Source organism: Streptomyces sp. SID9727 (assembly GCF_010550605.1).
GTDB lineage: Bacteria > Actinomycetota > Actinomycetes > Streptomycetales > Streptomycetaceae > Streptomyces.
On the sequence record NZ_JAAGNI010000351.1, the window covers coordinates 1 to 13,566 of the forward strand.

The 13,566-nt window shown below is 73.3% G+C and carries 5 protein-coding genes; all 5 read right to left on the reverse strand.

What is annotated here, in order from left to right:
• Positions 1–3,160, reverse strand: a 3,160-nt coding sequence (locus G3I41_RS23970) for a condensation domain-containing protein (protein WP_164402462.1), incomplete at its 3' end; no start/stop codon positions are given.
• Positions 3,161–3,222: 62 nt separating this feature from the next.
• Positions 3,223–5,058 (reverse strand): non-ribosomal peptide synthetase, encoded by a 1,836-nt coding sequence (locus G3I41_RS23975; RefSeq protein ID WP_164402463.1) that lies wholly within the window; start codon positions 5,056–5,058, stop codon positions 3,223–3,225.
• An 8-nt stretch (positions 5,059–5,066) separates the two neighbouring features.
• On the reverse strand, positions 5,067–6,101 hold the full coding sequence (locus G3I41_RS23980) for a TauD/TfdA family dioxygenase (RefSeq protein WP_164402464.1): 1,035 nt from the start codon (positions 6,099–6,101) through the stop codon (positions 5,067–5,069).
• Positions 6,102–6,152: 51 nt separating this feature from the next.
• A complete protein-coding gene (locus G3I41_RS23985; RefSeq protein ID WP_164402465.1) occupies positions 6,153–6,935 on the reverse strand; it encodes an alpha/beta fold hydrolase in 783 nt (260 codons plus the stop codon).
• Positions 6,932–13,306 carry a non-ribosomal peptide synthetase gene (locus G3I41_RS23990; protein ID WP_164402466.1) on the reverse strand — a complete coding sequence of 2,125 codons (6,375 nt, stop codon included), beginning with the start codon at positions 13,304–13,306 and terminating at the stop codon, positions 6,932–6,934. Before G3I41_RS23990 ends, G3I41_RS23985 begins: the two co-directional genes overlap by 4 nt.
• Positions 13,307–13,566: the final 260 nt, after the last annotated feature.

Consider the following 13,566-nt stretch of genomic DNA (forward strand, 5'->3'; position numbering starts at 1 on the left):
CGGTGGGCCGCAGCCCACCGCCCGGCCCCGGCTCGTGCACCTCGCCCGGCACCCGGACCGGCACCCGGCGCCCCTGCGCGTCGAGCACCACCTCAGGACCCCCCGGCGCGGGCTCCCCGCCGTCCAGCGCGGACAGCGGCGCGTCCGGGTCCGCCGCGCACGCGTCCAGGGTCTCCCCGAGGCGCCGCACCAGCAGGGCGGCGGTCTCCGCGTCGTACAACGCCGTGGCGTACTCCAGGACGCCCCGCAGCCCGGCCCGCTCCCCGTCCGGGCCCACCGTCTCGGTGAGCGCGAACGTCAGGTCCGACTTGGCGCCCGCGCCCCGGAACGCCACCGGTTCGCCGTCCAGCGCGGACGCGGTGGCCCCGGTCTCGCCCGCCCCCGCCGCGTGCACCTGAAGCATCACCTGGACGAGCGGCGCGTGCGCGGACGAGCGGTGCGGGCTCAGGTGCTCCACGAGCCGGTCGAACGGGAGGTCCTGGTTGCTGTACGCGCCCAGGCCCCCGTCGCGGACCCGGCGCACCAGCTCCCGGAAGGCCGGGTCGCCGGAGGTGTCCGTACGCAGCACCAGCGTGTTCACGAAGAACCCGACGAGCGGATGCAGCGCCTCGTCGCCCCGGCCCGCCACGGTGGTGCCGATCGCCAGGTCCTCGCCGGCCCCGTGCCGCGTCAGCAGCGCGGCGAGCGCGGCCTGCACCACCATGAACAGCGTGGCGCCGTTCTCCCGGGCACACCGCAGCAGCGCCCGATGGGTCTCGGCGCCCACCTCGAACCGCGCGAGCGCGCCCCGCCCGTCCGGCTCCGGCCTCCGCGGCCGGTCCGTGGGCAGCGCGAGCAGCGGCGGCATCCCGTCGAGCGCGGCACGCCAGTACGCCAGCTGCTCACCGGCCACCCCGTGCTCGCCGTCCAGCAACTCGTGCTGCCACAGCGTGTAGTCGGCGTACTGGACGGGAAGCGGCTGCCAACCGGGCGCCCGGCCCGCGCACCTGGCCCGGTAGGCCCGGTCCAGGTCGGCGAGCAGGCAGCCGGTGGACCAGCCGTCCCCGGCGATGTGGTGCACCAGCAGCACCAGCACCTGGCCCCCGCCCGCCTCCTCCAGGAGCCACGCCCGGAACGGGATCTCCGCGGCGAGGTCGAACACATGCCCGGCGGCGGCGTCCACGGCCGCCCGCAGCTCCTGCGGCCCGCCCGTCCGCACCACGTCGAGCACGGGCTCGGCGTGCCCCAGCACTTCCTGGTACGGCTCCCCGTCCGCCGACCTGTGCACCGTGCGCAGCACCTCGTGCCGTCGTACGACATCGGCGAGCGCGGCGCGGAAGGCGGCCGGCTCGACCGGGCGGCGCAGCCGGGTCACCACCGGGATGTTGTAGGTCGCGCTCGGCCCCTCCAACTGCCCGACGAACCAGAGTCGTTGCTGAGCGGCGGACAGCGGGAGCCGCTCCGGCCGCAGAGCCGCGGGCACCGGGCGCAGCGGCGGCCGGACCGGGCCGTCGCCCTGTTCGGCGAGCCGGCGCAGCAGCCGGGCGGGTGTCGGCGCGAGGAACACGTCACGGATGGCGGCCTGGACACCGAGCGCCTTGCGGATGCGGTTGGTGAGCTTTCCGGCGAGCAGCGAGTGCCCGCCCAGCTTGAAGAAGCTGTCGTCCGGGCCGATCCCGTCCCGGCCCAGCACCTCCGCGAACAGGCCGCGAAGGATCTCCTCGCGCGGGTCGGCGGCGGGGGCGCGGCGGTCCTCGCCGTCGGGCGGGCCGCCCCGGGTGGCGGCGGTCCGCTCCGCGGCCCGGGTCAGGGCCTCGTGACGGCGGTCGATCGCCTCGCGGTCCGAGGCGGTGAGCAGACCGGTCCGGCTGAGGGGTGTGCCGGCCGGCTGCTCGGCGTACGCGGTCAGCGCACGGTGGAACAGGGTGAGGAGCAGGTGCGCCGTCTCCTCGTCGTACAGGTCGGTCGCGTACTGGAGGCCGAGCAGCACCCCGGCGGGATCGCCGTCGGGGCCGTACGTCTCGGCGCAGTCGAAGCTCAGGTCGAACTTGGCGGTGGCCAGGTCCGCGGCGTCGAGGGTGCCGGATACGGCACCCAGGGCGCAGGTGGTGTCCTGCGCGGTCTGCGTGGTCAGCATGACCTGGAAGAAGGGGTGCAGGCCGAGGGAGCGTTCCGGGTTGAGGTCCTCGACGAGCAGGTCGAACGGCAGGTCCTCGTGGGCCATGGCGGCCAGGTCCCGTTCCCGGACCCGGTCGAGCAGCGTGCCGAGGGCCGGGTCGTCGGACAGGTCGGCCCGCAGGGCCAGCGAGTTGACGAAGAAGCCGACGAGGTCGTGCAGATCCTCCTCGGGCCGGCCCGCCACGGGCGTCCCCACCACCACGTCGGGCCCCGCCCCCGCCGCCCCCAGCGCGGCGCAGAGGGCGGCCCGGGCCGCCATGAAGAACGTCGCGCGGTGGGCGCGGGCGGTCGCGGCGAGCGCCTTGTGGGCGGTGGCGGAGAGGCGGGCGGTGACCAGCGCTCCCCGGTGGCTCGGCTCGGCGGGGCGGGGGCGGTCGGCCGGCAGCCGGGTCGCGGCCGGTGCGCCGTCCAGAGCCGCACGCCAGTGGACGAGTTGTTCGTGGGCCAGGCTGTCGGGGTCGGCGGGGTCGCCCAGCATGTCCCGCTGCCACAGCGCGTAGTCCGCGTACTGCACGGGCAGGGGTTCCCACCCGGGTGCGCGGCCCTCGCACCGGGCCGTGTAGGCGCGGTCGAGGTCGGTGAGCAGGCAGCCGACGGACCAGCCGTCGGTCGCGATGTGGTGAACGAGCAGCACCAGCACGGCACGTCCGTCGTGGGCCGCGAACAACCGTGCCCGCAGCGGCAGATCGCACGTGACGTCGAACGGCAGCCGCGCGAAGGCGGTGACCAGCGCGTCCACGTCGTCGCCCGGCCCGCACTCCCGTACCTCCAGACGCACGCCGGGATCGCCGACGATGTGCTGGTACGGCTCCCCGTCCACGGCCTTGTAGACCGTACGGAGCACCTCGTGGCGGTCCACCACGTCACGGACCGCCGCCTCCAGGGCCGGCCGGTCGGGCGTGGCCTCCAGACGCAGCACGACGGGCGCGTTGTACGCGGCCGACGGGCCTTCGAGACGGTTCAGGAACCACAGCCGGTGCTGGGCGTACGAAAGGGGGATCACGGTTGCTGCTCCTCGGGGACGACGGGGGTGGGCGGGAGGACGGGCCGGTGCGGAGGCGGGGGTCAGCCATCCGTGGCAGCCGTCAACTCCTCGATGTGGGCGGCGAGGTCACGCAGCCGAGGGTGGGCGTAGACCGCCTTCACCGGCAGGGCGACGGAGAGTTCGGCACGTACCCGGGAGACCAGCTTGATGGCGAGCAGCGAGTGGCCGCCCAGCTTGAAGAAGTTGTCGTCCGGGCCGATCGACGCGGCACCCAGCACCTGCGCCCACACCCGGGCGATCAGCTCCTCCGCCCGCCCGCTCGGCCCGGCACCCTGCTCCGGCGCCTCGACCGGCGAGGCCGCCTCGATCCGGGCCGGCAGCGCGGACCGGTCCAGCTTCCCGCTGGGCGTCGTCGCGAACCGGTCGACCGCGACGAACGCGGACGGCGTCATGTACGACGGCAGCGCCCGCGCCACGGCGTCACGCAACGCGGTGGCGTCCCCGCCCCGGTGGTAGGCGATCAGGCACGGCGTGCCCCCGGCGTCCTCGCCCAGGATCACCGCCGCCTCGGTGGCGCCCGCCCGGCCCAGGGTCGCCTCGATCTCCTGCACCTCGATGCGGTGGCCGCGCAGCTTCACCTGTCCGTCGAGCCGTCCGAGGTGCACGAGGCGCCCGTCCGGCAGCAGCCGGCAGCGGTCCCCGGTGCGGTACATCCGGCCCCCCGGCGCGCCGAACGGGTCGGCGACGAAACGCTGGGCGGTCAGCCGCGGGCCGCGCCGGTACCCGCGCGCGATCCGGGGCCCGGCGAGATACAGCTCACCCGCCTCACCCGGCCCGACCGGCCTCAGGTGCGCGTCGAGCAGCCGCATCCGCAGCCCGGGGAGCACCGTACCGATGTGGGGCTCGCCCGGCTCCTCGATCCAGCCGGCCGTCGCGTCGACCGTGCACTCGGTGGGCCCGTACACGTTCACCGCGCGCAGCACGCCCGCCCGGTGTGCCTCGGCCAGCCGGTCCCAGAGCGCCGGGCCGATCGCCTCGCCGCCGACGAGCAGGGTCAGCGGGCGCGGACCGCCGTCCGGGGTGAGCAGGTCCAGGAGGGGTTCGGCGTGCGAGGGCGTGATGTCGAGATCGGTGAGCCCCTGAGCGTCGATGAACGCGGCCAGCAGGGCCGGGTCGCGGCGCGTCTCCTCGTCCGTCATCACCAGCGTGTCCCCGCGCGACAGCCGCACCCACTGCTGCACCGACGCGTCGAACGACGGCGACGCGTTCCACCCGACGCGCCGCGTCTCCCCGCTCGCCGCGCCCTCGTCCTCCAGCTCCCGCAACAGCAGTGACGCCGAACCGCGCGCGATCTCCACGCCCTTGGGCCGGCCCGTGGAGCCGGAGGTGTAGATGACGTACGCGAGTGCCCCCGGCCCCACCGGCACCGGCGTGAACGCCCCGCCCGGAAGCGCGGTCAGCTCGCCGACCGTGACCACGCGGGGGCCGGGAAGCGCGGGACCGGTGCCGTCGGTGACCACCAGGTCGGCCCCGGAGTCGTCGAGGAGCAGCCGCCGCCGCTCCTCGGGGAGCGCCGGGTCGACGGGCACGTAGGCGGCGCCCGCCGTGAGGGTGCCGATGATCGCGGTGACCAGGTCGGCGCCGCGCGGCAGGCACAGCGCCACGACGCTCTCCGGACCGGCCCCCGCCCGGGCGACTCCGGCCGCGAAGGAGGCGGCCTGCCGGCGGAGCTGGTCGAACGTCATCTCCCGGCCCCCCGCGACCACGGCGGTGCGGTCACCGGGCACGGCCGCGAGGCGGGTCATCAGATCGGCCGCGCCGGTCCCGGCGGCGGCGCAGGTGTCACAGGGGCAGTCGGTGGCGTGGGCGGCCGGGACGGCCTGGGCGGTCGCGCGCTCGGGGAGTACGGCGGTCATGGCGGGGCTCACTTTCCGTACAGGGTGGTGGAGGGGGCGGAGGCGGGCGAGCAGTCGGACAGCGGCACCGGCTCGCCCATCGCGACGAGGATCTTCCGGTCGCCGGTGAACGCCTCGCGGCCGTGCGCGCAGAGGATGTTGTCGACGAGCATCACGTCCCCGGCCTGCCAGGTCTCCCGTACGGTGACCGCCTGGTACGCGTCGTTGATCGCGTCCACCTCCGCGTCGGTGAGGGCGGTGCCGTCACCGAGGTACGTGTTGAACGGCAGCCCGTCCGCACCGAACGTCTCGACCAGCACCTCGCGGACGTCCTCGTCCAGGCTGCGGGCGTTCCAGAAGGCGAAGTGGTTGAACCAGACCCGCTCACCGGTCACCGGGTGCGTGATGATCGCCGAACGCCGCTGCCGCGTACGCAGGGTGTCCTCGTCCAGCCACTCGTAGCCGATGGCGTGCGCGTCGCAGTACTCCTCTGCACCGGCCGGGTCCTCCGAGGAGAACGCCTTGCGCCACGGCATGCCCGCCAGGTCCGAGTAGTTGCGTACGAGCAGCCAGCCGGCCTCCGCGAACCGCGCGGTGAGCTCCGGCGGCAGCTTGGCGAGCGCCGCCCGCATGTCACCGACCGTCGTCGCCCCGCCGGTCTCGGGCGCGGTGACGCAGCCGAAGAGCAGCACACCGGGGAAGTCCAGCGTGTAGCTGTTCTCGTTGTGCAGCCGGATCGGCTGGACGGCCGGCAGGTCCGTGGACGAGAACACGCCCTCACCGAAGTCGGTGCGCGGGGTGGCCTTCTCCTTGTAGCCGGCCCGCTCCGCGACGAGCGCGTCCCGCGCCTCGGCGAACGTCGCCGCGTCACGGACGGGCAGGCCGCGCAGCATGACCGCGCCGGACCTGTGCAACTCGGCCTGGATCGCGGACCGCTGGGCGGTCAGCCACGCGGTGGCCTCCGCCATGGTGGCGAACTCCGGGGTGGGGACGATCACCGGCTTGCCGGGCTCCCGGACGGGCGTGATACCGGTGGCGGCGGGCGATTGGGCGAGAGCGGTCACGATGGGTTCCTCTTCCTCGGCTTGGCTTGGCTTGAACGAAGTCGGGTGTGGCTACGCGGACGCGGTGGCGGAGTCACGCAGGGCGTCGAGGACCGGGTTCAAACGGGCGAAGAAGCCCGCCAGGTCCTCCTGGAAGTAGAAGTGGTCACCGGGCAGCACCTGCGGCACGACCTCGTGCCCGGTCACCAGCGACCAGCCGGCGAGCATCTCCGCCGGGACGATCGGGTCGGCGTCCCCGCCGAACACGGCGACCGGGCAGTCCAGCCGGGCGTCCGGGGCGGTGCACCGGTAGGCGTCGTCGATCGCGAAGTCGGCGCGGATGGACGGCAGGACGATCTCGCGCAGCTCCGGGTCGTCGAGGATGCCGTCGTCGGTGCCGCCGCGCTCCTTGATGGCCGCGACCAGCTGGTCGTCGTCCAGCAGCTCCGGGTGCACGGGGCACTGGTTCGGCAGCACCGGCGCCCGGCACGCGGAGGCGATCAGCAGACGAGGGATGCGGCCGGCGGCCCGCAGGGCGCGTACCACCTCGAAGGCCACCAGCGACCCCATGCTGTGCCCGAGCACCACCAGCTCGCCGGTGTCGGCGGGCAGCGAGTCCACCACGGGCTGCGCCAGGTCGTCGACCGAGACCGGCAGCTCCTCGCAGTAGCGGGCGCCGCGGCCCGGATACTGGCCGATCAGCAGCCGCAGATCGGCCGGCAGGTGCTCGCGCCAGCCGCCGTACGCGTGGGCGTTGCCCCCGGCATGGGGCAGCACCAGCAGCGACAGGCGGTGCGGGCCGTCACCGGGAAGGTCCCAGACGACGTCTTCGGGGGCGGGGGAGGCGGAGGTCATGAGCTGATCCGTTCTGTCTCGGTACGACGGCGGAGGGCGGGCCGGGCCTTCTTGGCAGCCGGCGCGGTTTTCAGCGCGGTGATGTGCTCGGCGAGCCGGGCCGGTGTCGGGTGCTCGAAGACGTCGCGGACGGTGAGCCGGACGTCCAGGGAGACGGCGATGTGGTTGGTGAGGCGGGCGCCCAGCAGCGAGTGGCCGCCGTGGTGGAAGAAGTCGTCGTCGATGGTCAGCGCGTTTTCGGCGCCCAGCGTCCGCGTGAAGAGGCCGACCAGGGTCTCTTCCAGCGGGTTGCGCGGCGCGCGGCCCCGGGACACGACGGCGGCCGGTTCGGGCAGGGCGCGCCGGTCGATCTTCCCGTTGGGCGTGAGCGGGAGCCGTTCGAGGACGGTGAGGTAGGTCGGCACCATGTGCTCCGGCAGCCGTTCGACGAGGTGCCGGCGGATGTCCTCCGTCGTCACGGTCGCCGTGCCGGTCACCACGTACGCGGCGAGTTGGTCGTGGTGGGTGGTGACGGTGGCTTGGGTGATGCCGGGGTGGGTGAGGAGCGCGGCCTCGATCTCGCCGGGTTCGACGCGGAAGCCCCGGATCTTCACCTGGCTGTCGGCGCGGCCGTTGTAGTGCAGGTGGCCCTGCTGGTCGAAGTGGGCGAGGTCGCCGGTGCGGTAGAGGCGTGTGCCGGGTTTGCCGTGGGGGTGGGGTATGAAGGTGGTGGCGGTGAGGTCGGGGCGGTTGAGGTAGCCGTGGGCGAGGCCGTGGCCGGTGAGGTAGAGGTGGCCGGTGACGCCGGGTGGGACGGGTTGGAGGGTGGCGTCGAGGATGTAGGCGGCCTTGTTGGTGAGGGGTGTGCCGATGGGGATGGTGGGGTGGGGTTCGGTGGACGGTGTGATGGTGTGGGTGGTGGTGAAGCCCATGGATTCGGCGGGGCCGTATCCGTTGAGGACGGTGGTGTGGGGTGAGAGCTGCTGGAGTTTGTGGACGTGGGTGGGGGAGGCGGCTTCGCCGCCGGTGTAGGCGACGGTGACTGACTCGAATGCTTCGGGGTGTTCGTCGGTGAGGTAGTTGAAGAGGCTGGCGGAGAGCTGGAGCATCGTCACGCCGTGGCGGCGGGAGAGGTCGGCGATGAGGGCTGGTTCGGGCTTCTGGCCGGGTTGCAGGACGGTGGTGCCGCCGTGGAGGAGGGCTCCCCAGAATTCGAGGCTGAAGGCGTCCCAGGAGACCGGTGAGCACTGAAGGAACACCTGGTCGGGCCCGAAGTTTCCGTAGGTCTGCGCGGTGACCGTGGAGACGAGGTTGCGGTGCGAGGACAGGATGCCCTTGGGCCGCCCGGTCGAGCCGGAGGTGAACATCACGCACGCCACGTCCTGGCCCCGGACCGGTAGGCCGAGGTTGCCCGCGTCGTGGCGGGCCACCTCGTCCGGACCCTCGGTGCAGGTGGTCCAGGCTCCGGGGAGGCGGTCGGCGAGTGCGGTGTTCGTGACCAGGTGGCTGAGGGCGGCCTCGGACGCGGCGGAGCGCAGTCGCTCGTCGGGGAAGTCGGGGTCGAGCAGCACATGTCCGGCGCCGGTCTTGAGGACGGCGATGAGGGCGGCGGCGAAGGTGGCGTCGCGTTCCAGGAGGATGCCGGCGAGGTCGCCCCGGCCGAGACCGCGCCCGCGCAGCTCGCGGGCCCAGCGGTTGGCGGTGGCGTTCAGCTCCGCGTACGTGAAGCCGCGCTCACCGTCGATCAGCGCAACCGCCTCCGGGGTGCGGGCGGCCTGCTCCTCGAACCGTGCGACCAGCGAGGTGTCACCGATATCGGCAGCGGTCCCCGCCCACGGCCCGAGGATCAGTTCCCGCTCGGCCGCCGACAGCACCTCGACGTCCCCGAGGCGCGCCTCCGGGTCGTCCAGCACCTGACGCAGCACCGCTCCGAGCACGGACACCATGCGCTCGACGGTCGACCGGTCGAACAGGTCCTCCGCGTAGAGCACCGTGCCGCGCAGCCGCTGGCCGGCGTCCGTGCGGAGCAGGAACTCCACGTCGAACTTGGCCGCCCCGCTCGTGACCCCCGGCATCGCGGTGACCGTGGCGTCTCCGAGCCGGAGCTCCGGAACGCCTCCGGATTCCAGCGTGAGGCAGATCTGGAAGAGGGGGTGGCGGGCGAGTGTGCGGGTGGGGTTGAGGGCGTCGAGGACGAGGTCGAAGGGGGCGTCCTGGTGCGCGAAGGCGTCGAGATCGGTGGTGCGGACGCGCTCCAGGAGCTCGCGGAAGGTGGGGTTGCCGTCGGTGTGGGTGCGCAGTACGAGCGTGTTGACGAAGAACCCGACGAGGTCGCGGAGTGCTTCGTCGGTGCGGCCGGCGACGGGGGAGCCGAGGGCGAGGTCGGTGCCGGCGCCCAGGCGGGTGAGGGCTGCGGCGAGTGCGGCGTGGACGACCATGAAGGGGGTGCACCCCTCTGCCCGGGCCAGCTCTTCGATGCGCTCGAACAGGCCATCCGCGAAGACGACTTCTACCTGACCGCCCCGGTGCGAGGCGCGTGCGGGGCGCGGGCGGTCCAGGTTCAGGCCGTGCTCCTCGGGGAGCCCTTCCAGCGTCTTGTGCCAGAACGCCAATTCCTGGGAGAGCACGCTGTCCGCGTCGTCGGCGGCGCCGAGCGCACGCTGCTGCCAGACCGCGTAGTCCGCGTACCGCACCGGCAGCGGCTCCAGGACACTCGCGGTCGCACCCGCGCTCCGCGCCTCGTAGGCCCGGGACAGGTCATCGAACAGCACGCCGGTGGACCGGCCGTCCGTCGCGATGTGGTGGACCAGGAGCAGGAACACCCAGGAGTCGTCGCCGACCTCGAACAGGGTGGCCCGGACGGGGAGTTCGGTACGGAGATCGAAGACATGGCACGCGGACCCGGCCAAGGCGTGGTCCAGCTCGCCGGAGGTCACCTCGCGGCGCTCGACGGGCACCTGGGCGTGTGCGGCCGGTACGACGTGCTGGCGCGGTTCCCCGTCCACCGTCGCGAACACGGTCCGCAGCGGGGTGTGGCGTGCGACCACGTCGTGCAGCGCCGCGTCGAGGGCCCCGGCATCCAGCGGACCGGTCAGCCGTACGGCCATCGGTACGTTGTACGCGGCGCTGCCGCCGTCCAGCTCGGCCATCAGCCACAGTCGGCGCTGGGCGAAGGACACGGGCGCGTCGCCGTCACCGGACCAGGCCCCGGCGGTGAGCGGCGGGAGCGCGGGCCGGCCGTCGAGAGTGGCGATGTGCTGGGCGAGGCGTGCGGGCGTGGGGTTCTGGAACACGTCCCGGATGGTCAGCCGGATGCCCAGCACGTCGGCGAGGTGGTTGGTGAGGCGGGCCGCCAGCAGCGAGTGCCCGCCATGGGCGAAGAAGCTGTCCTCGACACCCACGGGCTCCGACGTGCCCAGCACCTTGCTGAACAGGGCGACCGTGACCTCTTCGAGTTGGCTCCGCGGGGCGCGGCCTTGGGAGATGAGGGCGGCCGGTTCGGGGAGGGCGCGTCGGTCGATCTTGCCGTTGGGGGTGAGGGGGAGGCGGTCGAGGAGGGTGAGGTGGGTGGGGACCATGTGCTCGGGGAGCCGGTCGGTGAGGTGTCGGCGGATGTCGTCCGTGGTGGTCGCCTCGGTGTTGGTGACGACGTAGGCGGCGAGTTGGTCGTGGTGGGTGGTGACGGTGGCTTGGGTGATGTGGGGGTGGGTGAGGAGTGCGGCCTCTACTTCGGCGGGTTCGATGCGGAAGCCCCGGATCTTGACTTGGTTGTCGGCGCGGCCGTTGTAGTGCAGGTGGCCCTGCTGGTCGAAGTGGGCGAGGTCGCCGGTGCGGTAGAGGCGTGTGCCGGGTTTGCCGTGGGGGTTGGGGATGAAGGTGGTGGCGGTGAGGTCGGGTCGGTTGAGGTAGCCGTGGGCGAGGCCGTGGCCGGTGAGGTAGAGGTGGCCGGTGACGCCGGGGGGTACGGGTTGGAGGGTGGCGTCGAGGATGTAGGCGGCTTTGTTGGTGAGGGGTGTGCCGATGGGGATGGTGGGGTGGGGTTCGGTGGACGGTGTGATGGTGTGGGTGGTGGTGAAGCCCATGGATTCGGCGGGGCCGTATCCGTTGACGACGGTGGTGTGCGGCGAAAGCTGCTGGAGTTTGTGGACGTGGGCGGGGGAGGCGGCTTCGCCGCCGGTGTAGGCGACGGTGACCGACTCGAATGCTTCGGGGTGTTCGTCGGTGAGGTAGTTGAAGAGGCTGGCGGAGAGCTGGAGCATGGTGACGCCGTGCCGGCGGGACAGCTCGGCGATGAGGGCTGGTTCGGGCTTCTGGCCGGGTTGCAGGACGGTGGTGCCGCCGTGGAGGAGGGCTCCCCAGAATTCGAGGCTGAAGGCGTCCCAGGAGACCGGTGAGCACTGAAGGAACACCTGGTCGGGCCCGAAGTTTCCGTAGGTCTGCGCGGTGACCGTGGAGACGAGGTTGCGGTGCGAGGACAGGATGCCCTTGGGCCGCCCGGTCGAGCCGGAGGTGAACATCACGCACGCCACGTCGTCCCCCGTGACCGGCACACCCAGGTTGCCGTCCTGCCCATCGGCCGGGGTCCCGCCGGAGCACGAGACCACACCCCAGGGGCCTTCGACGCGCTGCCCGAGGCCGTCGTCCGTGACGAGCAGGGCGATACCCGCATCGTGCGCGGCGGAGCGAAGGCGCTCGCCCGGGAAGTCGGGGTCGAGCAGGGTGTAACCGGCGCCGGTCTTGAGGACGGCGATGAGGGCGGCGGCGAACGTGGCGTCGCGTTCCAGGAGGATGCCGGCGAGGTCGCCCCGGCCGAGGCCGCGCCCGCGCAGGTGGCGGGCCCAGCGGTTGGCGGTGGCGTTCAGTTCCGCGTACGTGAAGCCGCGCTCACCGTCGACCAGCGCAACCGCGTCCGGAGTGCGGGCCACCTGCTCCTCGAAGCGCCGCACCAGTGACACGTCGTCCTGGTCGGCCACCTCCCCGGCCCACGCCCCGAGCAGGATCCTCCGCTCATCCGCCGACAGCACGTCCAACTCCGCGACGCTCCGAGCACCCGGTCCCCCGGGCTCCGCGTCCATTGTCGTGGCAGCGGTCAGGAAGGCGGCGAACCGGTCCTGGTGGGCCGCGACGGCCTCGGGATCGACGCCCTCCACCGGGGTGTCGAAGTCGATCCGGAGACCGTCCGCCGCGCCCAGGTCGTACACGGCGACGTTGAGGTCGTCCACCGGGCCGTTGCTCACGTTGTGGTTGACCGTGGGGTTGCCGGACACCGTGAGGTCCGCGTTGAACCCCATGATGTTGAGCACAGGACCCGTCAGTCTGCGCCCGCCGATGAGTGCGCCGGCGTCCCGTCGCAGGTCCTCGTACCGGGTCAGCTGGTGGCGCAGACCATGCTTGACCTCGGCGGACACCGCCCGAACCAGGGTGCCCAGCGTCTCGCCGACGTCCACCCGGAGCCGTAGCGGTACGACGTTGGACGTCATGCCCGGGGTGCTGCGCGCGGTCTTCGTGGTACGGCCCGACACCGGCAGTGCCAGCATCAGCTCGTCCTGCGCGGTGACCCGGTGCAGGTACACGGTGAACAGCGCGACCACCAGGACGGGCCAGGAGACCCGCTCGGCCCGTGCGACGGTGCGCAACCGGTCCGCCTCCGCCGCCGGCACCAGGACCGTGCGCCGGGCGAAGGGCAGCGCACCCCGGGAGGGGGCCGCCCGGCCCGTGCCCCGGACGAGACCGGTCGCCGCCTCCGGCGCACCGCTCAAGTGCTCGCGCCACGCCGCCCGTTCGGCGTCGGCCGCGCCGGAGGACCGGTAGGCGGCGTCCTCGGCGTGCAGGTCGGCCAGCCGGCCGAACGGCGATGCGCCCCACGGCTCGCCGGCGACCGCCCGCTCGTACAGCTCGACCAGCCGGTGCAGCAGCATGGACACGCTCGCGCCGTCCACGAGCAGGTGGTGGAAGGCGTACACGTAGAAGAAGCGGTCTTCGGCGAGCTTGATCAGCGCGCAGCGGACCGGGGACTCGCGGGTCAGATCGAAGGGTGCCCCCACTGCCGCGTCCACCAGCCCCCAGGCCGCGCCCCCCGGGTCGGCCACGCCGCTCACATCGGTGTATGCGAGCACCCGGTCGCCCGGGCCGGCGTCGATCAGCTGCCACACCTGCTCGCCGTCGTTCTCGAAGCAGCGGGTGCGCAAGACGTCCGCCTCCTCCACGAGGCGGCGCCAGGCGGCAGCCATCAGCGCCGGGTCGACCGGGCCCAGGATGTCCCGGCACTCGGCGACGTTGTACTTCAGACCGGTGGAGTCCAGGGTGTGCGCCGTCCAGATGTCACGCTGGGCCTCCGAGAGCGGCAACCGGAAGGCGGCCGGAGCGGGTGCGACGGTGGCGTCGGACGGCATGAGGTCTCCTGTGGGTCGCGGCGGGAGGGGGCGGGGCAGTGCCATACAACCGCCGGGGCCGGGTGCCGAGCGGCAGTTGTTCCGGCGGTAGGGCCAGCAGTTCGGCGGCCCGGCGGCAGTCGAACGGCAGGCGAGCCTCCGCACTCCGCACCGTTCCCCACCGCACCGGAGCACTGGGCAACACCCGCGCGCACCGCGCAGCACCCGCAGCCCGCACCGTCCGCGGCGCGACCCGCACCCGTGGCACGCACCGTCCGCCG